Source organism: Eubacterium sp. AF15-50 (assembly GCF_934835595.1).
Classification (GTDB): Bacteria; Bacillota; Clostridia; order Lachnospirales; family Lachnospiraceae; genus Eubacterium_G; species Eubacterium_G segne.
Genome location: NZ_CAKVZL010000009.1, coordinates 1 through 22,395 on the forward strand (window position 1 = coordinate 1; position 22,395 = coordinate 22,395).

The window sequence follows — 22,395 nt, forward strand, 5'->3', positions numbered from 1 at the left end:
GTTGGTACTGTAAATAAAGGTGCTAAAAGATGGATTAATTTAGGCTTTACAGAGTTTCAGCCGTCGGAAATTACAAAAATATTTTTAATAATATTTATTGCCACGTACCTTTATAAAAGGCGTGAAACCCTTGATACCTTTAAGACATTAGGTGGTGCAGTTTTGTTTTTAGGCGCTCCAATGGTACTTATATTGGCACAGCCCGACTTATCAACAACTATTGTAATAGCAGTAACCATGGCAGCTATATTGTTTTTATCAGGAATTAACCATAAAATTGTAACTGCAGTTATTGTAATTGCAATACCGGTATTTTGTATTTTCGGATATTTTGTTGTTCAGCCGGATACAGGAAAGAAAATATTAAGTGAATATCAGTATAACCGTATTGTAGGTTTCTTCCAGGACGATAATGAAACAGCCAAAAAGATACGATATCAGCAGGAAAATTCCCTTTTGGCAATTGGTTCAGGTGGTTTAACAGGAAAGGGATTATATAATAACACGGTAACATCAGTTAAAAACGGTAAACTCCTTTCAGAGTCCCATACAGACTTTATTTTTACAATAGTAGGTGAAGAACTGGGATTTGTTGGAGCGGCTGCAGTAATTCTTTTGTTATTTATGATTGTTCTTGAGTGTTTTATAACAGGCTCCAGAGCCCCCACGTTTTCCGGAAAGCTGTTTTGTTTCGGATTTGGGGTGTTGATTGCAATTCAATCCTTTGTAAATATTGCAGTTGCTACATTCTTATTGCCTAATACAGGTGTGACCCTGCCTTTTGTAAGTTATGGTCTTACATCGCTCCTTAGTATGTATATTGGTGTGGGAATAGTTCTAAATATTGGATTACAACGGACGAAAGCAAGAGTTTAAGAATTAAATAAACAAATTTTTTTGAAAAAATTTTAAATTTAACATAATTTTTGTGGAAGTTTTGGAAATATTTAGGTATACTATTCTTATGGAATGGAGGATAATATGAACATCGGATTAATAGCACATGATTCAAAAAAGAAATTAATGCAGAATTTTTGTATTGCGTATAGAGGAATTTTATGTCAGCACTCATTGTTTGCCACAGGAACTACAGGCAGACTTATTGAGGAAGCTGCCAACTTATCAGTTTATAAATATTTAGCAGGTCACTTAGGAGGAGAACAGCAAATGTGCTCCCAGATAGAGCAGAACGATTTGGATTTGCTTATTTTTCTTCGTGATCCTTTTAACCCAAAATCACATGAGCCTGATATTCACAAGGCAGTCAGACTGTGTGATATGCATAATATTCCTTTAGCAACAAATATTGCAACTGCAGAGCTACTGATTAAATCACTTAACAGAGGAGATTTAGAGTGGCGTGAAATTTACAAAAATTAGTAAATATTTAAATAAAACATCCATATATTATAGATTTAAACTATAGTATATGGATGTTTTATTACTGTTTGTCTTATAAGCTTATAAAGTATGTTTAAAACACTTAAGAAATATTATCTGTTTTCGCCAAAAGAGCATACTCTGCCAAAAAGACTAATGGTATACAAGCCGGATATTCCAACTATGGCATATACAATTCTTGAAAGCCATGTCATCTGACCAAAGAGAAAAGCTACAAGGTCAAACTTAAAAAAGCCGATTAGTCCCCAGTTAATGGCACCGATAATAACAAGTGTCAGTACAAAATAATCAAAACCTTTAGATTTCATGTATTTACCTCCTTTAATGACTGCTATTATTTTTTCCAAAATAAAAAAAATAATACATTTAAAAATGTTTTAAAATATTGACTTAGTAATAAGAATATTAGATAATGAAAGTTGAATTTTAGGAGAAACATAATGGAAAAGCAAAAAAGAAAAAGAAAAAAAAAGGTAGTTAAATTTAACTCACCTATTAGCATAAATATAGGAATAGTTGTATTTGGTCTTATACTTGTTTACATATTGATAAATGCTGTTATTTACTTTACAACAGAAAAAACAAAATATTATGAGGTTGTTACAGGGTCAAATGCAAAGGGAATTAACACTTCCTACGTTGGTATAGCAATGAGAAATGAAATAATTGAATATGCTAATCAGACAGGTTATGTTGATTATTTTATCAGGGAAGGCTCCCGTGTTTCAAAAAATTCCACCTTGTATAGTATTGATTCCACAGGAAATTTAAATCAGCTACTGTCAAAGGCAGGAGAGGATTACTCTAATATGACTGATGAAAACATGCAGACGATTTCCAATTTGCTGTATGATTATAGCAACAATTATGACGACATGGATTTTTCTGATGTTTATGATTTTAAAAGTACATTAAAGGGTTCCATTGTGGACTTGCTTAATATGAACTCGTTACAACAGTTAGCAAAGAAAAACGGTGGAAATTTTGCCATAGAAAAGTCAGCTGCTACAGGAATTGTTCTTTACAGGGTTGATGATTTTGAAACGTTAACGTCAAAAAAACTAAAGGCATCAATGTTTGATAAATCATTATATAATTCAGCTTTATTTTCGTCGGGAGATAAAATAGAAAAAGGCGCACCGGTTTACAAGACCATCAATTCCGATGAATGGAGCATAGCAGTTCAGTTGACTAAAAAGACTGCCCGTGAATACAAAAAAGAGGCAAAGGAAAGAAAGTCTGATTATGCTAATATAAAAATAAAATTTTTAAAAGACGGTTTAAATACCACTGCCAACATCAAGGTAGTCAGAGGCACTGATAAAAAATATTATGGAGTAATTACTCTTTCAAAATATGTTGTTAGATATGCTACAGACAGATATATTGATATTGAAATTGTCAATACTCCAAAAAACGGATATAAGGTGCCAAAGTCATCTATCGTATCAAATGATTTGTATGTTATTCCGGCAAAATACAGTACAAAGGGAAAGAATGACAATAATGTAGGCTTTAACGTTCAAAGCAGTGACAGAAACAAGGGAGAATCTAAGATATATTATCCTCCTATTGCATATGCAGATGATGAGAATTATTATGTATCCAGGTTGTATTTTAATGACGGAGAAGTTATTACGAAGCCTGACTCCCACGAAACATATGTTATAGGTCATACCAGAAAGTTTATGGGTGCCTATAATATAAACAATGGTTATACTGTTTTTACCGTGGTATCTATTTTAGACAGCACAGATGAATATAACATTATTAAGATCATGGATTATAGCCTGAAGATTTATGACCGAATTGTATTAGATGCATCTAAGGTGACGGAAAATCAGGTTATTTACCAATAGATATAACAGGAAGGTGAAAAGAAATGATAAATGAAAATATCAGCAAGGTAAGAGAAAATATTGTTAAGTCATGTGAAAAGGCAGGAAGAAATCCTGAAGAGGTAACCCTTATTGCAGTAAGTAAAACCAAACCGGTTTCTGCCATAGAGGAAGCTCTTTTGTCAGGAACATTAGATTACGGGGAAAATAAGGTTCAGGAATTATGCGATAAATATGATGTTTTACCGAAAAATATCAGATGGCACATGATAGGTCATTTACAGAGAAATAAAGTTAAATATTTAGTTGGTAAAACGTATCTTGTTCACTCTGTTGATTCTTTAAGATTAGCAGAACAGATTGAAAAAGAGTTTGCTAAACATAATCAGGTTTGTGATATATTAGTGGAAGTAAATATAGCTCAGGAGGAAAGCAAATTTGGCATAAATGCAAAGGAGACAGAAGAACTTATAAGAAAAATTGCAAAATTTGAACATGTAAGAATTAAAGGGCTTATGACAATTGCACCATATACGGAGGATCCTGAAAGTAACAGAGAATACTTTAGGGAAATTAAGAAATTATCGGTTGACATAAGAGATAAAAACATTGATAATGTTAGTATGGATGTTCTTTCAATGGGAATGACAGGTGACTATATGGTGGCTGTGGAAGAAGGTGCTACCATGGTTAGAGTTGGAACCGGAATATTTGGTGAGAGAAATTATAATATATAAATTTAATGATAGATATAGGAGAGAATGATGTCAAAATTTGGGGATAAATTTAAAAATATTTTCACCGTGGATTATGAAGATGATTACGATGATGATTTCTATGATGATTACGAAGAGGATAATGCAGAGGAAGCAGAGCCGGTAGTAAAGAAAAAACGTGAAAGAGTGGTAAGGGATGATGACTTTGAATCAGCACCGTCACCTACACCTTCAAGAACAAGAACTACCCGTTCAACATCTTCCGCAAGAAATAGTGGAAGAAGTACAAGAAGCAGCAAGGTAGTACCAATGAGAAGTAACAGTGATATGGAAGTATGTGTTATTAAGCCGACAGCTTATGAGGAAACAAAGGATATTATTGATACATTATTAGATGGAAAGTCAGTGGTACTTAACTTAGAAGGAATGCGTTTAGAACTGGCACAGCGTATAGTTGATTCTGTCAGTGGCGGATGTTATGCCATAAGAGGAAATCTTCAAAAGATTAGTGGGTACATATATTTAGTAACTCCAAGCTCTGTTGACATTACAGGGGATTTCGCAGACAGTATCAGTGACAGAACTAGTGATTACAATTCAGCATCCTATGAATCCAGGAGAAGTTATTACGGTGAATAGATTTGAATAAAGAAGAACATTTTCTAATAAACAGGTTTAATGAGCTTGCAGATGTGGCATTTAATAGAAATATATATACCAACACCGAGTTTTTAAACATAAATGAAATAAATATATTAGAATCAGTGAAAAATAAATTACCTCCTGTTAGAATTAACCTTACAGGGGGTAATAATTATGCAGAAAGAAAAATTGCCATATTTTCTACAATGGAGATATATTATCAGGAGGAAATTCCAGTTTCCATAATAAAAATTGCACCAAAGAATTCCAAATATGCTGACAATCTTACTCACAGGGATTATTTAGGTGCTATTTTAAATTTAGGAATTGTAAGAAGTAAAATAGGTGATATTTTTATAAAGGATAACATTGCATATATTTACTGTATGTCAGATATTGCAGAATATATAAGTGAGAATCTCACAAAGGTCAAACATACTTTTATTGATAATGAGGTTTTACCGGTTAATAACAGCGTGGATATTAAACCTACATTAAAGAATATAACAGGTACCATTTCCAATGTAAGGCTAGACAGCGTTATATCCACGGCTTTTAATATGTCCAGAAACAGTATTATTGTCTATATCGAAAACGGCAAGGTGTTTGTTAATGGAAAATTAATAACATCTAACGGTTACAGTATTAAGGAAAATGATATTATTTCCGTAAGAGGGTTAGGCCGTTTCGTTTTCAACAGGGTGTTAAAGGAAACTAAAAAAGGAAGAAATCTTATATCCATAGACCTTTATGTTTAAAATTATATTTTCAGATTAAATTGAAAGGACGTTTCAGCAATGAACAAATATAAATACTGGCTTAAAATTGCCTTATTTGAGATGATTTTGATTATATTCGACCAGATAACCAAGTATTGGGCTGCAATCAGCTTAAAAGGCAAAAATGAATTTAATATAATTAAAGATGTTTTGTGTTTTCATTATTTGGATGGTGGAAATACAGGTGCAGCATGGGGAATGTTGTCTGGAAAGACTTTTTTATTTGTAATTTTTACTTTAGTGGCAATTGCATTTATTGTAAAAATTATGTCAAATATTTTCAGATTAATGCGATCTGATAAAAGCACAAAACTTGTGGCTCTAAATTATGTTTTTGCAACACTTATGGCAGGGGCGGTTGGCAATTTGATTGACCGCGTTTTACACCAGTATGTAATAGATTTTATATATTTTAAGCTGATTAATTTCCCAATATTTAATGTTGCAGATATTTATGTTACAGTTTCATGTTTCATTATTATTGTTATGTGTGCTTTTATTATAAGCGAAGATGATTTTAACAATATTATTTCTTTAAAAAGAAATGACAGCAGATAGGAGAAGCAGATAATGTGTGAAAAGATATGCATCAATGAAGAGACCCAGGGAAAGAGAATTGATAAGTTTTTAGGCAAGGCACTACAGGATACTTCCAGGTCATATGTACAAAAACTTATAGATGATAAAAATATTTTAGTGAATGGCCGGGAATGTAAATCTAATTATAAACTTAAATTAGGTGATGTTATATCCGTTGATATTCCGGAACCGATATTTGCCAGCATTAAAGCCGAGGATATCCCTTTGGATATTTTATATGAAGATGATGATGTTTTAATTGTAAACAAGCCTAAGGGCATGGTTGTACATCCTGCACCGGGACATTACACAGGAACATTAGTTAATGCTTTAATGTTTCATTGTAAAGATAATTTATCCGGTATTAATGGAGTCTTAAGGCCGGGGATTGTTCATAGAATCGATAAAGATACTACAGGCGCACTTATAATATGTAAAAATGATTACAGCCATAATTTTATTTCACAACAGCTTAAGGTTCATTCCATTACACGAAAATATGTAGGGATTGTCCAAGGCAGATTTGATGAAACTGAAGGCGTTATAGATGCACCAATTGGCCGTCATCCAAATAATCGGAAACATATGTGCATTATTGAAAAAAACGGAAAGACGGCAGTTACCCATTATAAGGTTTTAAAGCAATTAGATAAATTTGCCTTTATGGAATTTCAGTTAGAAACAGGACGTACACATCAGATAAGAGTTCATATGGCAAGTATAAATCATCCTTTATTAGGTGACAGCATTTATAACCATAATAAATGCCCATATAAGCTTCAAGGACAATGTTTACATGCAAGGGTTATAGGTTTTGTACATCCTACAACAAAGGAATATATGGAGTTTGAGGCTCCAATACCGGAATATATGATTAATCTTATTGAGAAAGTGCTTTCATAGCACTTTTTTGTTATATCTTTATTCGTTAAACTTGTGTTTTGCGAATAGTTGTATTATAATAATTGAAAAAGTAAGAAAAAAATTTTTAGTACTATTTTTGCTTTTGGTGAGGTAATTTATGAAGCTTCAGAAATTATATAGTTATGTAAGACGTGCCATGGATGATTATTCTATGGTTGATGACGGTGATAAAATTGCTGTTGGTGTATCAGGTGGCAAAGACAGCCTGGCACTTTTATATGCATTAAGTGGTTTAAGAAAATTTTATCCTAAAAAGTTTGATATTGTGGCTTTGACGGTTAATTTAGGATTCGAAAATCAGGACTTTAATCTTATAAAAGATTTTTGTAAGAATTTAGATGTGGAATGTAAAATAATTGACACGGAAATTGGTGATATTGTATTTCATAAGCGAAAGGAATCTAATCCCTGCTCTCTTTGTGCCAAAATGCGCAAGGGTTCTCTTAATGATGTGGCAAAGAAAATGGGATGTAATAAGGTGGCATATGCCCATCACAGAGATGACATGATTGAAACAATGCTTATGTCACTGATTTATGAAGGGCGCTTCCACTGCTTTAATCCTGTTACATATCTTGACCGTATGGGGCTTAATGTTATACGTCCAATGATGTATGTTTCGGAGATGGATGTGATTGGTTTCGCCAATAAATATAATCTTCCGGTGGCTAAAAATCCATGTCCGGTGGACGGTCATACTAAAAGGGAATATATTAAAACTCTAGTCCGTCAGTTAAACAGGGAAAATCCTAATTGCAAAGACAGACTTTTTACTGCTGTTTTAAATGGCGGTTTTGATTAGATTTCAGGAGGAACAATGGCTACACAAAGAAATTATCATGATCAGGTTATTGTAGATAATAATTTAAAACTTAGGGAGTTGCTTAAAAGTCTTCCAGCGTTTTGTGGGGAGTTTTTTAGAGGAATTGAGCCTACTACTTCTTCTAGGACAAGAATTGCCTATGGATATGATTTATCAGTATTTTTTAATTACTTAAAATCAAATAATCCGAAATTAAAGAATGTTAATATTCATGATATAACCCTTGATGTGTTAGATAAGGTTACAGCTACTGATATTGAAGAATATTTGGATTATCTTAAGTTTTATATAGATTCAGATGGTAAGGAACACACTAACAAAGAATGTGGAATTAAAAGAAAATTAGGTTGTCTTAGAACCTTATATAAATTCTTTTATAAAAAAGAAAAAATAAGCACTAATCCTGCTTCTATTGTTGATATGCCAAAAATCCACGAAAAAGAGATTGTACGACTTGATGCAGATGAGGTAGGCAATCTTTTAGATGAGGTGGAAACAGGGGATAAATTAACGGATAATCAAAAGTATTTCCATGAAAAAACAAAGATTCGTGATGTGGCAATTTTAACATTGATGTTAGGTACAGGTATTCGTGTTTCTGAATGTGTGGGAATAGATATTGGAGATGTTGATTTTAAAAATTCAGGAATTAAAATCAGGCGAAAAGGCGGAAACGAAACTGTTGTATACTTCGGCAGGGAGGTTGAGGAAGCTTTACTTGATTATATAGAGGAAAGAAAGCATATTATTGCTGTAACAGGCCATGAAAATGCACTATTCCTCTCTCTACAGAAAAAACGTATGAGTGTGCGTTCAGTGGAAAAATTGGTAAAAAAATATTCTTCCTTAATTACTAATTTAAAGAAAATAACTCCTCATAAGCTTCGGAGTACATATGGTACATCTTTATATAAGGAAACGGGAGATATATATTTGGTCGCAGATGTTTTAGGACATAAGGATGTAAATACAACCAGAAAACACTATGCAGCTATTGAAGACGAACGACGCCGTAAGGCAAGAAATGCCGTCAAGTTAAGAAAAGATTAAAAGAAAAGACTAATTTTAAGAAGAAAATAATTTAGTTTGTATTTGGGGAAATAATACCGGAAGGGATAAACATCCTTTCCGGTATTATAATGTGGATGTAAAATAACATATGGATAACTTATTCTACTACCACAGAAACAAAAATATATAAATAAAAAGATTATTTATATTCATTAGAATAATATGAAATAACAATGTAGTTTCCGGCTGTAATGTTATCAGAGGAAAGTTCATTGTTTTTCTTTACCTCAGATATGTATTCAGGAACAGAAACATTGCTATTGGCAGTGTATTTCTGTGCTATGGATGTTAATGTATCTCCAGGCTGAACTTCATAGCTGGTGTAATATTTGTATGAAGGGTTATCTCCCTGTACAGTTGCGTTTACGTTAACGAAACTAATGGCTGTAACAACAGCTACTGCCAATAATGCAATAAAGCTACAGGATAAAATAATTCTCTTCTTTAATTCAGCAATGCGGGTACGTTTCTGTTGTGCAACAACTTCCCTTCTGTTGTAATTCATTGATTCTTTCATATGTAAATCCTCCGTCGAATAATTGTATTTATAAAAAGTAGTGAACATTTGTTCGTATCTTGTATTGATATAATATCACCAGAACAAATGTTTGTCAATAACATTTTCGAATATTTGTTCGATCTTGTTATTGCCTTTTCTTTTCATATATGATAATATTAACATATATTAAGTACATTAAACGGGACTTACAAATATGAAAAGGAGATTTTTTTTATGGCTGGAAAGATTACACCAAAACAGCAACAGATATTAGATTATATAAAAGATGAAATTTTGTTAAAGGGATATCCTCCTACTGTTAGGGAAATATGCGAGAAGGTATCCTTAAAGTCTACTTCTTCTGTTCATGCTCATCTTAACAGTTTAGAGGAAAAGGGCTATATCAGAAGAGACCCTACTAAGCCAAGGGCAATTGAAATTATAGATGATGAATTTGGATTGTCCAGAAGGGAAATGACCAATATACCTGTTATAGGACGGGTGGCTGCCGGAGAACCACTGCTTGCTGTGGAGAATATTAAGGATTATTTTGCCATAGCTACAGAGTTTTTGCCTAATGCAGAGACATACATATTAGAGGTTCATGGAGACAGTATGATTAATGTAGGTTTTTTAGAGGGAGATTATCTTATTATAGAAAAAACTGATACTGCTAAGAACGGAGATATCGTTGTGGCTTTAATAGATGATTCTGTTACAGTTAAGCGTTTTTACAAGGAAAACGGATATATCAGACTTCAACCTGAAAATGACAACATGGATCCTATTATTGTGAATGACTGTATTATTGTTGGAAGGGCACATGCACTTTATAGAAGAAATATTATGTAAAATTAGATGGTTAATTTATTATTGAGATTAATGAGCTCTTATTCATAAAAAATCCGGTGTTAAACATTTCTGCTTAATACCGGATTTTTGCTGTTCTATTTAATTTTGAAATTAGTAGGCAAGACATTTATCAAGAGAATCAATGATACCTTCTTTATCCATATCATGACCGATAAATACCAATTTAATCATTCTGTCTCCTACTTTTTCATCCCAATCATCTATAAGTGTAGGGTCTTCCTGCATCATTTTCTGACGAACCTTTTTAGGAGCTGTAGCAACCCACTGACCTGCATTGGAAATGTTGCACTGCTTTCCTGCTTGCTCAAAAAGATAAGCATTATTGTTATCTTCAGCTGCCCAGATAAGACCTTTACTTCTTATAATTGTTTTTGGCATATTGTCAAGCCAGTCCTCAAATTTTTCCTTTTCAAAAGGAGTTCTTCTGTAGTAAACGAATGAGCCGATGCCGTACTCTTCCGTTTCACCCTCTCCGTGATGGTGATGATGGTGGTGACCGTGTTCGTCATGGTCGTGATCATGCTCGTCATGATGATGCTCATCGTGTTCATGCTCATCATGTTCCTCCACTTCCTCATGGTGCTTGCGGCGTTCATCTTCCTCACTGTAATCGTATGAATCTAATTCCTGAATCCAGCCGGCAGACATACTTGCATCTTCAAAATCAAATCTGTTAGTGTTAAGAATTTCATCAACGTCAATCTGTCCGTATGTTGTTTCAAGCATAACAGCTTTTGGCTGAAGCTTTCTGATAATTGCCTTAACCTTGGCAAGCTGTTCAGGTGTAACTGTATCAACTTTATTTAAAATAATGGTGTTACAAAATTCAATCTGCTGAATTAAAAGATTTTCAATATCTTCATCATCTATGTCATCTTTTACAAGATTTTCACCACAACCAAACTCATCTGCCATCCTTGCAACGTCAACTACTGAAACAATATTGTCTAAGCGGGCAATTTTTGCTCTCTTGTCATAAGAACCGTCTAACATCGTAATGGATTGAGCTATAGGAATTGGTTCGCAAATACCACTGGCTTCAATTAAAATATAGTCAAACTTTCCTGAACCAATTAAATCAACAATCTGATTAATAAGATCAACTTTTAAAGTACAGCAAATACAACCGTTTTGCAGTGGAACTAAATTGTCATCTTTCTGGGTAACCTGTCCGCCCTTGGCAATTAATGAGGCATCAATGTTTACCTCGCCAATATCATTTACAATAACAGCAACCTTATATCCCTTCTGATTTGAAAGAACCTGGTTAAGTAATGTTGTTTTGCCGGCTCCTAGGTAGCCTGTAAGTAATGTGACAGGAACTAATTTTCTTGCTGTCTTTTCCATATTATCTACTTCCCTTCGTTAATAATTTATTTATATAATATTGCAGTATGCTGCAAAGATATAATCCTCTTAAACCACTATATGGTAATACAAAAATATACATATAATGTTAAGTAAATGTTAAATATCTATTTTAAAATATAGGCTGTGTAACCTTTCATTTCAAAATCAGGTTTTACAGCTATATTATTACCTGAAATCAAATCTGTAAAAGTGTCTTTTTCTGAATTAAAGGAACAGCTGAAACTGTTCTCATCTGCATTAATTGCCACATAAATATTTTCACCATTACAGCTTCGTTTAAATATACATTGTCTGTTTGTAAGAACAACTGATGTAAAATTTCCATAATTTAATGCCTGCTGACTCTTTTTTATGTGGGATAATTTTGCAATATAGGCACTTAATTCATTGAAAACAGGTTTATCAAAGCTTGGTCTTAAAGCAGGATCTCCCTGATTTTTATCTGCCCTTTCACCCCACTCGCTTCCATAATAGATACAAGGAATACCAGGCATGCCAAATAAAAGTGCATAAATAAGCGGCAGATGATTTTCGTTGGAAAGAATACTTGCCACTCTTGTAACATCGTGGTTATCTACAAATGACAACAAGTGTTTTCCTTTGTAAAGAGTCCAGTTCTCCGGTCCAAACTGACGAAGGAGTGAATGATTAATTTCAAACATATTCATGCTGTTAAAGCTGGAATAAAGTCCCTTGTAGCATTCATAATTAGTGGCACTGTTAAGCATTTCAGGATTCATGCGCTGGTTATAATCTCCGTGAAGCATTTCTCCTACTAAAAAGAAATCATCTTTAAGACTATCAACATGTTTTCTTAATCTTCTTAAGAAGTCAAAATCAAGACAATATGCTACATCAAGACGTATTCCGTCAATGTCAAACTCTTTTATCCAGAAGGTTACGGCATCTAAAAGATATTCTACTACATCGTTGTTGTAAAGATTAAGTTTTACAAGGTCATAATTGCCTTCCCAGCCTTCATACCATAAACCGTCATTGTAGTTTGAATTCCCGTTAAGATCAATATTAAACCAATGAAAATAAGGTGAGTTTTCCCGGTTCTTTATCACATCCATAAATGGCGAAAAACCACGTCCTACGTGATTAAAAACGCCGTCAATAACTACTTTTATTCCGTTGGAGTGCAACTGACTGCACAATTCCTTAAAATCGGAATTATCCCCTAATCTTACGTCTAATTGCTTATAATCTCTTGTATTGTATCCGTGAGTATCAGATTCAAATATAGGTGAAAAATAAATGGCATTGGCACCTATTTCTTTGATATGGGGAATCCATGAGGCAACCTTTGTAATACGATGGGTTAAAACTCCGTCATTTTCAAAGGGTGCACCGCAAAATCCTAAGGGATAAATCTGATAAAATACACTCTCATATGCCCACATTTATATCTCATCTCCTAAAGTTCGTTTATATTAACGGTTTTGCCATCCCGCCAGATTCTTTCCAAATCATAGAATAGTCTGTCGTCCTGATTAAATACATGAACTACAATATCCTTATAATCCATTAAAATCCAGTTGGCATTATTATATCCCTCAATGCTTTTTGGGTGAACATCTTCTTTACCTAATTGCTCAACAACATTGTCAGTTATGGCTTTTATCTGGTTAATATTACTTCCACCGGCTATTATAAAATAATCAGCCAAAACTGAAATTTCCGAAATATCAATTATGGAAATATCCATTCCTTTTTTATCATCAATTGCATTATAGGCAATTTTTACCATTTCCTTTGAGGTCATGTATTAATTCTCCTTATTTTCGTTAATTACATTTTTATAATAAGAATATGCTTCACTTGTGTTATCATCAATTAAATCAGCTGAATTTACCTGTAAATAATCCATGGTGTCTTTTAATATGTCATACACAAGTAAATCTAGATTTTTTAAAGAAATGCTTCTTAAATAATCTAAATTAGGCTGCTTTGTTCGTTCCGGTTCAATGTAATCTGCTGAAAAAATTATTTTTTCCAAATCAGTCATATCTTCCCTGCCTGTAGTATGCCAACGGATGGCAGATAATATTTCAGGGTCGGTAATATTATACTTCTTTTGGGCAATAAAAGCTCCTACCTTAGCATGTAACAAATCAGGCTTTTTCTTTTCTGAATCAGATACTTCTATATTGTTTTCATAACATATATTTAAAAGCTCAGAATCACTCATGTATTTGGCACAATCATGAAGAATACCTGCAAAATAAGCTTTGTTAGGGTTTACCTTAAAATGCTCCGCCATGGTTTTGGCTGTGTCTGCAACTCCTAAAATATGTTTAAAACGGGAAGGTTTCAATAAACTTTCCAAATCTTCCTTGATTTTATTAATGGACCATGCCTTATTTACATTGTTATTGTTGTTGTATAAATTATTTTCTACAATATATTCGTATACAGGTTCAGGGACCATGGATTTTATGGCTTCATAACTGTTGCAGCGGATATAACTTGAAGAAATATCAACTGCAGGCATGGAAAGAATACCAATATGAGTATTGTACTCCTTCTCTATTTCAGAAATATTAACATCCATTTTTTTTGAACTTTCGTCGTCACGCTTAACGGCAATAAGCTTAGCAAACTTTAATATAACGTCAGGTCTGTACCAGCTTTTAAAAGAGGCAATGGAATCACTTCCCATAATAAAATAATATTCATTTTCAGGGTGAAGCTCCTTTAACATATGAAGAGTGTCTGCTGTATATGTTACATCATGACTGTTAAGCTCAAAATCGGAAAATCTGATTTTGTCCAGTGAACCAATGGCAAGCTTAATCATATTTGCCCTGTGAAAATTGCCTGTTATTTTGTTCTTATCCTTATGAGGAGGATAAGGAGTTGGCATAATTAATATTTCATCAAGATTAAATTGCTTAAGCGCTTCTTTTGCAATTGTAATATGAGCATTATGAATGGGATCAAAAGTTCCTCCCAGTATACCGACTTTCATTACGCACTCCTTTAATTACGGTAAAATGATTTTTCTGTTCTTTTCTTCTTTTGCAGGTCTGTATAATACAATTTTACGACCAATAACATGAACCACTCCTGACTTTGTTCTTTCAGCTAAAACCTGAGCAACCTGATGGCAGTCATCAAAGCAGTTCTTTAATATGTTTATTTTAATTAATTCTCTTTTTTCCAAGGCTTCATCAATGGCTGATGTAAGTTCCGGTGTTACGGAGGACTTACCAACCTGAAATATAGGCTGTTCCATTGCTGAAATTTTTCTTAAATATGCTCGCTGTTTACTATTCATTTTTTTCTCCATTTATTTGTAATAATCAAACTGGTGACCATAAATTTTTACTGTATCACCGTCTTTTATACCGAGATTTTCCAATTCTTCCAATATGCCATTATCCTTCATAAAGTTCTGGAAGAACATAAATCCTTTTTCAGAATCAATATTTGTATAACCAAGCATACGTTCAATTCTAGGCCCCTCAACAGAATAAAGTCCGTCTTCGATTTTTTCTACCGTGTATGGCAATTCAATTCCTAACTGGTAATCTTCAGGGTTATATTCCTGTTCATATACTGTTGGGGCATCATCAAACTGATCAAGCATTTCCCTTACATAGAATAATAATTCTTTAAGTCCCTTACCGCTTACGGCAGATATTGGAAATACTTTAATTTCCGGTTCAAATTCTGCCTTGATTTTATCGATAACCTCGTTAGTGTCACCATATATAGCATCGATTTTGTTGGCAGCTATAACCTGAGGACGGGTAAGAAGTTCAGGGTTGTATGCTTCAAGCTCCTTATTAATAGCCTTAATATCAGCTATAGGATCACGTCCCTCTACGGAAGCTGCGTCTATCATATGAATGATTACTTTGGTTCTTTCAATATGCTTTAAGAATTTGTGACCTAATCCTACTCCTTCAGATGCCCCTTCAATTAATCCCGGAATATCTGCGATTACAAAACCCCTTCCACCATCTAAATCCACAACACCAAGGTTAGGATTTAATGTTGTAAAGTGATAGTTGGCAATTTTCGGGTCTGCATTGGTAACTCTTGATAAAAGAGTTGATTTACCTACATTTGGAAAACCTACAAGTCCTACATCGGCAATACTCTTTAATTCAAGGGTAACATTTAATTCCATGCTTTTCTGACCCGGCTGGGCATACTTTGGAACCTGCATTGTAGCTGTGGCGTAATGCTGATTTCCCTTACCACCACGTCCGCCTTTAAGTACAATGACACGTTGATTTTCGCCACTCATATCTGCAACAATTTTGCCGGTTTCAGCTTCTCTTATAATGGTACCTTCAGGAACTCTTATAATAAGGTCTGCACCATTCTTACCTGTTTTATTCTGTTTTCCGCCTTCCTGTCCCGGTTCCGCTTTGTAGTTATGTTTATGTCTGAATTCATAAAGAGTATTAAGTCCTTTATCAACTTCAAATATTACATCTCCACCTTTTCCGCCGTCGCCACCGTTTGGACCACCGTTTGGTATATATAATTCTCTTCTAAATGAGACGTGTCCGTCTCCACCTTTTCCGGATTGGATAAAAATTTTAGCAAAATCTGCAAACATGATAAATCCTCCATTATTTAAAATAGGCTCCAAATCAAAACCTGATTTGAAGCCCAATACTGTTCGTGTATAAATTATTCAGCTACCGGATAAACAGAAACCTGTTTCTTGTCTCTGCCTTTTCTTTCAAATCTTACGATTCCATCAGCTGTAGCAAATAATGTATCGTCACCACCACGTCCTACGTTAACGCCCGGGTGAATCTTTGTTCCACGCTGTCTGTAAAGAATGTTTCCTGCTAAAACAAACTGTCCGTCTGCTCTTTTAGCACCAAGTCTCTTTGACTCTGAGTCTCTACCGTTCTTTGTAGAACCCATACCTTTTTTATGAGCGAAGAACTGAAGGTTCATCTTCATCATAGCTATACCTCCTTATAATCTAATGATATAAAATCTTTGTATTCCTTTTCCAAATCCCTAAGTCCTAAAACAAGAGATTTAAGTAAAATTTCTGCTTCCATGCCGGGCTTGTCGTCTAGCATATAATCAATAACGCCGTCATCCTCATGTTGAAAAACACTGAATCTTTCTTCAGTAAGTTCTTCAATGGAATTCATGCAGTTAATGGTTAAAGCAGAAATGCCTGCACATACAATGTCATATCCGGCTTCCGAATATCCGCTGTGTCCGCTTACACGAAAACCAACATAATCATTATTACTGCAATAAATAGTAATGTTTGTCATATCTTATACCTTCACTATGCATTGATCTTGTCAATCTTAAGCTCTGTATACTGCTGTCTATGACCATTCTTTTTATGATATCCGGTTTTTCTCTTGTACTTGTAAACGATAACTTTCTTAGCCTTGCCATCGCCAACAACTGTAGCTTCAACTGATGCACCGTCAACTGTTGGGTTACCAACCTTAACATCATCACCGCTAACCAAAAGAACCTGATCAAAAGTAAACTTGTTTCCAGCTTCAACGCCGAGCTTTTCAACTCTAACTGTTTCGCCTTCAGAAACCTTATACTGTTTACCACCTGTTGCTATAACTGCGTACATTATGGGCACCTCCTATTACTCATTACTCGCCAGCTTCGGTGACTGCATATGCAGTACTTATAACCACACTGAGCGGCATACCATTGTATAATAACATCATAAGATGTAGATGTCAATTGATTTTTGACGATATATTACATGATTTAGGTTATTAATTTATTTTTATACTGTCATTTTGAGATATTGGAATAACTAAATAGGTTTCACCGTCAATATCTTCCTGGCGTATAAGTTCACGCTTCTCATCGTTTACCTTAATTATTATATCACTTCCCTCTGTATCATAGGCCTGGGCAATTTTTCTGTTAAGCTCTTTTATTTCTTCTTTTAAAAGCACTTTTTCGTTATTGTCCTTTACTGCCTTTACTGCTTTATTAGGAATAATATCTCCTAAAAGAGGCAGTTCGTCTTTATCTATTGCAGAAATATATTCTTTACCGATTTTGTCGGCTTTATTCTCTTCTATTCCTGCATAAGTCAGGGCACTTTTTATATTTTCTTCGTTTACTACTGTTTCAGGCTCTGAATCAGAAATCTGCGCCAGTTCAATATTAACTGATTCCATAACCTCTTTTAAATCATCCTCAGAAGTTACATCAGATACCATATCGCAAAGTACGTTCTGCTTCTGGACAAAGGTAAGTTTCTCACGGCATCCCAGTATATCCTGAATTAACTCATTATGAGGATTCTTGCTGTCAGCCGTGTACATTAATACTGAATGAATGTCACTGCTTCTTTCGTTAAATGCCGGAAAAATAAATCCTGTTTCAGGCATTCCAACCATCCACTCCCTGTTAAGGGTTCCAATGCGCATATCGCTTTTGTTATATCCAAGTCCCGGCTTTGATAAAATCATAGGACAAATGGCACATATTATGTACTCATACACTTCTTCTGATTCATCAAGCTTGTTATTATCTGTTGTTTTAGTCATAACGTCATATACATCATGGAACAGTAAAATAAGATAGTTGCCTAAAGAGTCATATTTTTCTATAACCATGTCATAGAAAGCATCCAATAATCCCTGATCCTTTAAACCGCTTTTCTTAATTCCTAAAAGGAACTGCTGATGGCCTCCCGGCTGTTCTTCTTCAAGTGGAAAATCCAGTTCAAGTATATTATTTCCAACATTTGTGGATAAAACTTTTTTTGCAATTTCTAAATATTTATAATATTCTTCATCTTCCAAATTTAAAAATATTTCATCTAATTTTATAACTTTATTTTTTGAATCATTTACATAACATCCACACATTTTTGTAAATGTGCAGCTGTCTTTCTTTAGTCTTCTTCGTAATTCACCAATAGATTTTTTATCCATTATAGCCTCCCTTGGTTGTTGTAGTTTATTTGTCGTTAGTTATGTCACCGCTGCCCTTTAAGTCTATTTTATCACCTAAATATTTAAGTTCCGGACGGGCAATGCACTTGCCAAATGCCTTTATCCTTGCAATATATTCCCTAAACTGCCAATATATCATTTTTTTGCTGTAGTACCGTAAATCCGATGATACACCATAGGCATCAAGTCCTAAGCTTTTGGCAATATAAAGAGCCCTGTACAAATGATATTTCTGGGTAACAATAATCACTTTTCTGGCACCAAAAATTTCCTTTGCACGATACATTGAATCGTAGGTTTCAAAACCTGCGTGATCCATAAATATATCCTCTGAAGGAACACCTTCGTTAATTGCGTAATTTTTCATGGTATTTACTTCGTCATAATTTTCTCTGCCATGATCCCCTGACATAAGTATTTTACCGGCTGCATTGTCCTTATATAATCTGTCACCGATTATAATTCTATCTTCAAGCATATTAGTAGGGGAGCCGTCTTTTCTCACTCCGGCACCTAAAACAATAATGCAGTCAGCATCCATATCTTTAGCATCCTCTAATGAAATGACATTTTCGGATACAGAGTTAGTCATGTACAGATTTATACAAACAACTGCTAACAGTGTTACGAGACAAATAAAAAGTATCCATAGGAAAATTTTTATCAGCATTTTTTTAAATCCACCTTTTTGTTTCTTGTCCGCTTTAGTACCTTTTTGGTCTTTGCACTTTTTCATTCTGCTTTCTCCTTTAGATTTAACCTAAATTATTACGGTACTGTGAAGGAGTAAGACCTGTAATACTTTTGAAGGTTTTCATAAAGTGTTTTTCATGGTCGTATCCTACAGCCTGAGAAATTTCATTTATTTTCATATCTGTTTCAGTAAGAAGTTTTTTTGCTTCTCCAACACGGATGTTTTTTAAGTAGTTGACAAAATTAGTTCCGGTATACTGCTTAAATGTATAAGAAAATAATGAATAATTCATGGATATATAATTAGAAACAACAGCCATATTCAAGTCTGTAGCATATTTTTCCTTTATATATTCAATAGCTTTTTGCATTTTTATATTAGTTTTGTGTTCGTCTATATCCTGACCTACAAGTTCGTTAAAATGGTTAATCCATTCTTTTATCACATCCATGTATACATCAATGGTTTCAAAGGCATATATATCAGCTAATTCATTAATGTCCTCTTCTTTGTTGGCTAAAACATTTTTATAAACCTTCATTGTGGTTCTTATAATTATTTTCATTTGCTCCTGAAACTCATTAATGTTGTATTTGCCGGACTTTACACCTTCTGAAAATGCAGTAAGCTGTGATATAGCTTCCTCTAACTTGTTTGAACAAATAAGATTGGCTGTCTGCATCATATATTTAACACCATATTCAAAGTCTTTAGGAAGTTCTTTGAAACCATCTGCATCTACTAACTTTTCGCATTTTTCAAAGGAAAATCTTCTCATTTGGGCAGCTTCGCAAAAAGCCTGTTTAACGTCAAAGAAATTTTCATATACTAAACTTACACCAACATAGTAATGCTGAAGTTTGGCTTTAACATCGTTAAAATATTGGGCATCAGTAATAATAAAGTTAAGAGAGTCACGCCCCTGAACATAGAAATACTTATCCTTTTCCGTAAATTCATTATCGTCTTCCTTTGCACTAAAACAAAATACTGCATACTTATCAAAAGGAATGTATTTGTGTATTATATTGCATGTGTTTTCAAGTTCTGCCACGGTAATATCATCGCAGAAAATCATATATTTAAGCTGCTGGAAGGCTACGTTACGCTCCTGCATATATTTTTCCTGTTCTGCTTCATAGATGTCTTCAAACTTAACTAATGTTTCCGTGATTTTTTTTCTATCTACAGGTTTTAAAATATATTCCTGAACTCCGTTTCTAAGCATACCTACCGCATAGTCGAAATCATCAAATCCACTTACTGCGGCTATTAAAGGCTTCTTCTTAAATTCTGAAGCCTTGCTTACTAATGTAATTCCATCCATTTTAGGCATTCTAATATCTGTAAACATTACGTCCACTTCCTGATTTTTTAGAATTTCAAGAGCAGCTTCACCGTTGTTACATTCAATAATATTCTCTATTTCCACACCGCTTCTCTCGATCATAGAGCGAACGCCCTGCCTTATTAATTTCTCATCTTCAACTAAAAGTAAAGTTTTCATTATTGATTCTCCTTGTCAAGTGGTATTTTTATAAGCACTTTTGTGTATACGCCTTCTTTTGAAAAAATCTGTAAACCGTATTCGGCTCCAAAGTACATTTTTAGTCGTTTAGAAACGTTATATAAAGCACGTCCGTGTTCCTTAGATTCATCAACTCCATCAGCGGCATTTATACGTTCTCTAAGTTCCTGTAATTTCTCTTCGGACATACCTGCACCGGCATCGGATACTTCTATATTGACTACATTATTTTCTTCAAATGCCTTAATATAAATATAAGTGTCTTCTGCCATATTTTCAATACCGTGGTATACGGAATTTTCTACTAAAGGCTGTAGAGACATTTTAGGTATTCTAAGTTTCATATATTTATCAGGTATATTAAGAGACAAATATATTTCGTAGTCAAATCTTAAATTTAGAAGATTTAAATAATTTTATATGTAATGAATCTCCTCGCTTAATTCTACCATACCTGAGGTCCATTTCATACTATATCTGAACATTTGCCCCAGGGATGTAATGGCATCTGATATTTCAAACTCAGACTTAATTTCAGCCATCATTTTTATTGTTTCAAGAACGTTATACATAAAATGAGCATTTATCTGATTTTGTAGGGATTTAATCTCTGCATTTTTTACCAGCAGCTGTTTTTGGGTATTTTCCCGGTTTAACTCATCAAGGGAAACAACCATTTTGTTTATTTGTTTACCAAGCTCTGATATTTCATCATTTCCTGATTCTGTAAGTTTAATGTTCTCGCCATTTTCAATTTGGGCAACTTCACTGGTTAGAATATTAAATCTTCTAAAAATATTTCTTATCATAAAAAATACAATAATTATGAATATTGCCGTTGAAATAAGCATAACGTACAAGTAAGGTATCTGGCTCATATAAAAGGAGTCAACGGTATCTTTTATTCCTTTTATATGTACAAAACATCCATTCATGGAAGGTAAATCAGATACAGAAACAATACAGCTTTGATTGCTAAAAGTTGCAAAAACTGACTTGTTTTTTAATTTATATGTAAATTCAAACAGTTTTTTTCTGTTTTTATCAAAAATCTTTTTGTTTTTGTCTGAAGAATAAATGCCACCGTTATTGTCCACAAAACAGCATAGTTCACTGTTATTTTCGTTAAAATATCCTGAAAACATATTTTCAAGAGGCGTTGATATTTCTAAAATAGCAAGGAGTTTGCCGTTGTCATCTTTTATCTGGCTTACTAAACCTATCAGGTGAGAGTTTTTATTTACACTATCAGGAAACACCTTATCTAAATAATCTATCTGCCATGGACTGTATTTATAAGTATCTGCCCAGTCCATGTTTGAAAGCCGTCTTATTTTGTAAAATGATGGTTTTTTCTCTGTAATGTCAGCGTTTACAAAAAGCCGCACCTGATATATGTAAGGATTAATAGTGGTCATGGTTTCAAGGGCAGACAGCTCTTTTTTGTAAAAATTGATTTTTTCAGAAGAACTTAATTCCTCACCCTTTTGTCTTAACTTTATATAATCCTTAATGGAGTCATTTTGTTCTATTGTCTGTTTGGCTAAATTACAAACTTCCTGTATATCATTGGCATTTTGCAAAAAAGTTTTCATATAAATTTTTTCGTCTTTTAATGCAATATCTTTGACATTGCCGCTCATGTTTATAAACATAATAATAGTCCAGGAAACGGCACATAAAATTATAAATGTGGTAATTATAATAATTACTTTGCCGCTT

The 22,395-nt window shown here is 33.7% G+C and carries 27 protein-coding genes; 11 read left to right on the forward strand and 16 right to left on the reverse strand.

What is annotated here, in order from left to right:
* Both Q5O73_RS02085 and Q5O73_RS02090 read left to right on the forward strand, forming a co-directional pair.
* Positions 1–876 (forward strand): FtsW/RodA/SpoVE family cell cycle protein (locus tag Q5O73_RS02085; RefSeq protein WP_302668948.1); only part of this gene is annotated, 876 nt, incomplete at its 5' end.
* A gap of 105 nt (positions 877–981) precedes the next feature.
* Entirely contained in the window at positions 982–1,380 is a 399-nt protein-coding gene (locus Q5O73_RS02090; protein WP_021953060.1) for a methylglyoxal synthase, read from the forward strand.
* A 113-nt stretch (positions 1,381–1,493) separates the two neighbouring features.
* Here the strand turns inward: Q5O73_RS02090 and Q5O73_RS02095 are convergent, their stop codons facing one another.
* Positions 1,494–1,709 (reverse strand): DUF378 domain-containing protein, encoded by a 216-nt coding sequence (locus Q5O73_RS02095; protein WP_021953059.1) that lies wholly within the window; start codon positions 1,707–1,709, stop codon positions 1,494–1,496.
* A 132-nt stretch (positions 1,710–1,841) separates the two neighbouring features.
* On the opposite strand from Q5O73_RS02095, the gene Q5O73_RS02100 reads away from it, so the two are divergent.
* The 8 genes from Q5O73_RS02100 (at position 1,842) to Q5O73_RS02135 (ending at position 8,752) form a co-directional block, all read left to right on the forward strand.
* Entirely contained in the window at positions 1,842–3,260 is a 1,419-nt protein-coding gene (locus Q5O73_RS02100) for an HlyD family efflux transporter periplasmic adaptor subunit (RefSeq protein ID WP_021953058.1), read from the forward strand.
* 23 nt (positions 3,261–3,283) lie between these two features.
* Complete coding sequence (locus Q5O73_RS02105; RefSeq protein ID WP_186840403.1) at positions 3,284–3,976, forward strand: YggS family pyridoxal phosphate-dependent enzyme; 693 nt, start codon at positions 3,284–3,286, stop codon at positions 3,974–3,976.
* A 27-nt stretch (positions 3,977–4,003) separates the two neighbouring features.
* Complete coding sequence (locus tag Q5O73_RS02110) at positions 4,004–4,594, forward strand: cell division protein SepF (protein WP_021953056.1); 591 nt, start codon at positions 4,004–4,006, stop codon at positions 4,592–4,594.
* Positions 4,595–4,596: 2 nt separating this feature from the next.
* Complete coding sequence (locus Q5O73_RS02115) at positions 4,597–5,355, forward strand: RNA-binding protein (protein WP_302628864.1); 759 nt, start codon at positions 4,597–4,599, stop codon at positions 5,353–5,355.
* A 39-nt stretch (positions 5,356–5,394) separates the two neighbouring features.
* Entirely contained in the window at positions 5,395–5,934 is a 540-nt protein-coding gene (gene lspA / locus Q5O73_RS02120; RefSeq protein WP_021953054.1) for a signal peptidase II, read from the forward strand.
* 12 nt (positions 5,935–5,946) lie between these two features.
* Positions 5,947–6,858 carry an RluA family pseudouridine synthase gene (locus Q5O73_RS02125; protein WP_302668949.1) on the forward strand — a complete coding sequence of 304 codons (912 nt, stop codon included), beginning with the start codon at positions 5,947–5,949 and terminating at the stop codon, positions 6,856–6,858.
* 118 nt (positions 6,859–6,976) lie between these two features.
* The gene (locus Q5O73_RS02130) at positions 6,977–7,681 is read left to right on the forward strand and encodes an ATP-binding protein (protein WP_118588612.1); all 705 of its coding nucleotides are present in this window, start codon (positions 6,977–6,979) and stop codon (positions 7,679–7,681) included.
* Positions 7,682–7,696: 15 nt separating this feature from the next.
* On the forward strand, positions 7,697–8,752 hold the full coding sequence (locus Q5O73_RS02135; protein ID WP_021953051.1) for a tyrosine-type recombinase/integrase: 1,056 nt from the start codon (positions 7,697–7,699) through the stop codon (positions 8,750–8,752).
* A gap of 160 nt (positions 8,753–8,912) precedes the next feature.
* Here Q5O73_RS02135 and Q5O73_RS02140 read toward each other — a convergent pair whose 3' ends face one another.
* The gene (locus Q5O73_RS02140; protein WP_021953050.1) at positions 8,913–9,290 is read right to left on the reverse strand and encodes a LysM peptidoglycan-binding domain-containing protein; all 378 of its coding nucleotides are present in this window, start codon (positions 9,288–9,290) and stop codon (positions 8,913–8,915) included.
* Positions 9,291–9,506: 216 nt separating this feature from the next.
* Between Q5O73_RS02140 and lexA the strand changes: the two genes are divergently transcribed.
* Positions 9,507–10,124, forward strand: a complete 618-nt coding sequence (lexA, locus tag Q5O73_RS02145) for a transcriptional repressor LexA (protein WP_302668950.1) — start codon at positions 9,507–9,509, stop codon at positions 10,122–10,124.
* A gap of 111 nt (positions 10,125–10,235) precedes the next feature.
* On the opposite strand, the gene Q5O73_RS02150 is transcribed toward lexA, so the two are convergent.
* The 14 genes from Q5O73_RS02150 to Q5O73_RS02215 all read right to left on the reverse strand — a co-directional run bounded on the left by Q5O73_RS02150 (position 10,236) and on the right by Q5O73_RS02215 (position 22,328).
* On the reverse strand, positions 10,236–11,492 hold the full coding sequence (locus tag Q5O73_RS02150; protein ID WP_302668951.1) for a GTP-binding protein: 1,257 nt from the start codon (positions 11,490–11,492) through the stop codon (positions 10,236–10,238).
* 128 nt (positions 11,493–11,620) lie between these two features.
* The gene (locus tag Q5O73_RS02155; protein ID WP_302668952.1) at positions 11,621–12,922 is read right to left on the reverse strand and encodes an alpha-amylase family glycosyl hydrolase; all 1,302 of its coding nucleotides are present in this window, start codon (positions 12,920–12,922) and stop codon (positions 11,621–11,623) included.
* 14 nt (positions 12,923–12,936) lie between these two features.
* Entirely contained in the window at positions 12,937–13,284 is a 348-nt protein-coding gene (gene rsfS / locus Q5O73_RS02160) for a ribosome silencing factor (protein WP_302625034.1), read from the reverse strand.
* Positions 13,285–13,287: 3 nt separating this feature from the next.
* Entirely contained in the window at positions 13,288–14,490 is a 1,203-nt protein-coding gene (nadD, locus tag Q5O73_RS02165) for a nicotinate-nucleotide adenylyltransferase (RefSeq protein ID WP_302668953.1), read from the reverse strand.
* Positions 14,491–14,505: 15 nt separating this feature from the next.
* Complete coding sequence (gene yhbY, locus Q5O73_RS02170) at positions 14,506–14,799, reverse strand: ribosome assembly RNA-binding protein YhbY (protein ID WP_302668954.1); 294 nt, start codon at positions 14,797–14,799, stop codon at positions 14,506–14,508.
* A 12-nt stretch (positions 14,800–14,811) separates the two neighbouring features.
* Positions 14,812–16,095 (reverse strand): GTPase ObgE, encoded by a 1,284-nt coding sequence (gene obgE, locus Q5O73_RS02175; protein ID WP_302668955.1) that lies wholly within the window; start codon positions 16,093–16,095, stop codon positions 14,812–14,814.
* A 74-nt stretch (positions 16,096–16,169) separates the two neighbouring features.
* Complete coding sequence (gene rpmA, locus Q5O73_RS02180) at positions 16,170–16,454, reverse strand: 50S ribosomal protein L27 (protein ID WP_118588605.1); 285 nt, start codon at positions 16,452–16,454, stop codon at positions 16,170–16,172.
* A 2-nt stretch (positions 16,455–16,456) separates the two neighbouring features.
* Positions 16,457–16,780, reverse strand: a complete 324-nt coding sequence (locus tag Q5O73_RS02185) for a ribosomal-processing cysteine protease Prp (RefSeq protein WP_021953041.1) — start codon at positions 16,778–16,780, stop codon at positions 16,457–16,459.
* Positions 16,781–16,794: 14 nt separating this feature from the next.
* Positions 16,795–17,103 carry a 50S ribosomal protein L21 gene (rplU, locus tag Q5O73_RS02190; RefSeq protein WP_021953040.1) on the reverse strand — a complete coding sequence of 103 codons (309 nt, stop codon included), beginning with the start codon at positions 17,101–17,103 and terminating at the stop codon, positions 16,795–16,797.
* A gap of 151 nt (positions 17,104–17,254) precedes the next feature.
* Positions 17,255–18,430: a DUF4317 domain-containing protein gene (locus Q5O73_RS02195; RefSeq protein ID WP_302668956.1), complete on the reverse strand. Its 1,176-nt coding sequence runs from the start codon at positions 18,428–18,430 to the stop codon at positions 17,255–17,257.
* Positions 18,431–18,455: 25 nt separating this feature from the next.
* Complete coding sequence (locus tag Q5O73_RS02200; protein ID WP_302668957.1) at positions 18,456–19,187, reverse strand: vancomycin high temperature exclusion protein; 732 nt, start codon at positions 19,185–19,187, stop codon at positions 18,456–18,458.
* A 19-nt stretch (positions 19,188–19,206) separates the two neighbouring features.
* Positions 19,207–20,652, reverse strand: a complete 1,446-nt coding sequence (locus Q5O73_RS02205) for a response regulator (RefSeq protein ID WP_302668958.1) — start codon at positions 20,650–20,652, stop codon at positions 19,207–19,209.
* On the reverse strand, positions 20,652–21,017 hold the full coding sequence (locus tag Q5O73_RS02210) for a sensor histidine kinase (RefSeq protein ID WP_302668959.1): 366 nt from the start codon (positions 21,015–21,017) through the stop codon (positions 20,652–20,654). Before Q5O73_RS02210 ends, Q5O73_RS02205 begins: the two co-directional genes overlap by 1 nt.
* Positions 21,018–21,089: 72 nt before the next feature.
* On the reverse strand, positions 21,090–22,328 hold the full coding sequence (locus Q5O73_RS02215) for a sensor histidine kinase (protein WP_302668960.1): 1,239 nt from the start codon (positions 22,326–22,328) through the stop codon (positions 21,090–21,092).
* Between the last annotated feature and the right edge of the window lie 67 nt (positions 22,329–22,395).

Bases quoted from the DNA above. Each gene is read 5' to 3' on its own strand.
- Q5O73_RS02150 (WP_302668951.1), bottom strand. From the start codon at position 11,492: ATGGAAAAGACAGCAAGAAAATTAGTTCCTGTCACATTACTTACAGGC.
- Q5O73_RS02205 (WP_302668958.1), bottom strand. From the start codon at position 20,652: ATGAAAACTTTACTTTTAGTTGAAGATGAGAAATTAATAAGGCAGGGC.
- Q5O73_RS02140 (WP_021953050.1), bottom strand. From the start codon at position 9,290: ATGAAAGAATCAATGAATTACAACAGAAGGGAAGTTGTTGCACAACAG.
- Q5O73_RS02185 (WP_021953041.1), bottom strand. From the start codon at position 16,780: ATGACAAACATTACTATTTATTGCAGTAATAATGATTATGTTGGTTTT.
- rplU (WP_021953040.1), bottom strand. From the start codon at position 17,103: ATGTACGCAGTTATAGCAACAGGTGGTAAACAGTATAAGGTTTCTGAA.
- Q5O73_RS02195 (WP_302668956.1), bottom strand. From the start codon at position 18,430: ATGGATAAAAAATCTATTGGTGAATTACGAAGAAGACTAAAGAAAGAC.
- Q5O73_RS02135 (WP_021953051.1), top strand. From the start codon at position 7,697: ATGGCTACACAAAGAAATTATCATGATCAGGTTATTGTAGATAATAAT.
- yhbY (WP_302668954.1), bottom strand. From the start codon at position 14,799: ATGAATAGTAAACAGCGAGCATATTTAAGAAAAATTTCAGCAATGGAA.
- obgE (WP_302668955.1), bottom strand. From the start codon at position 16,095: ATGTTTGCAGATTTTGCTAAAATTTTTATCCAATCCGGAAAAGGTGGA.
- Q5O73_RS02095 (WP_021953059.1), bottom strand. From the start codon at position 1,709: ATGAAATCTAAAGGTTTTGATTATTTTGTACTGACACTTGTTATTATC.
- nadD (WP_302668953.1), bottom strand. From the start codon at position 14,490: ATGAAAGTCGGTATACTGGGAGGAACTTTTGATCCCATTCATAATGCT.
- Q5O73_RS02090 (WP_021953060.1), top strand. From the start codon at position 982: ATGAACATCGGATTAATAGCACATGATTCAAAAAAGAAATTAATGCAG.
- rpmA (WP_118588605.1), bottom strand. From the start codon at position 16,454: ATGATGAAGATGAACCTTCAGTTCTTCGCTCATAAAAAAGGTATGGGT.
- rsfS (WP_302625034.1), bottom strand. From the start codon at position 13,284: ATGACCTCAAAGGAAATGGTAAAAATTGCCTATAATGCAATTGATGAT.
- lspA (WP_021953054.1), top strand. From the start codon at position 5,395: ATGAACAAATATAAATACTGGCTTAAAATTGCCTTATTTGAGATGATT.
- Q5O73_RS02215 (WP_302668960.1), bottom strand. From the start codon at position 22,328: ATGTTTATAAACATGAGCGGCAATGTCAAAGATATTGCATTAAAAGAC.
- lexA (WP_302668950.1), top strand. From the start codon at position 9,507: ATGGCTGGAAAGATTACACCAAAACAGCAACAGATATTAGATTATATA.
- Q5O73_RS02110 (WP_021953056.1), top strand. From the start codon at position 4,004: ATGTCAAAATTTGGGGATAAATTTAAAAATATTTTCACCGTGGATTAT.
- Q5O73_RS02105 (WP_186840403.1), top strand. From the start codon at position 3,284: ATGATAAATGAAAATATCAGCAAGGTAAGAGAAAATATTGTTAAGTCA.
- Q5O73_RS02125 (WP_302668949.1), top strand. From the start codon at position 5,947: ATGTGTGAAAAGATATGCATCAATGAAGAGACCCAGGGAAAGAGAATT.
- Q5O73_RS02130 (WP_118588612.1), top strand. From the start codon at position 6,977: ATGAAGCTTCAGAAATTATATAGTTATGTAAGACGTGCCATGGATGAT.
- Q5O73_RS02200 (WP_302668957.1), bottom strand. From the start codon at position 19,187: ATGAAAAAGTGCAAAGACCAAAAAGGTACTAAAGCGGACAAGAAACAA.
- Q5O73_RS02210 (WP_302668959.1), bottom strand. From the start codon at position 21,017: ATGAAACTTAGAATACCTAAAATGTCTCTACAGCCTTTAGTAGAAAAT.
- Q5O73_RS02155 (WP_302668952.1), bottom strand. From the start codon at position 12,922: ATGTGGGCATATGAGAGTGTATTTTATCAGATTTATCCCTTAGGATTT.
- Q5O73_RS02100 (WP_021953058.1), top strand. From the start codon at position 1,842: ATGGAAAAGCAAAAAAGAAAAAGAAAAAAAAAGGTAGTTAAATTTAAC.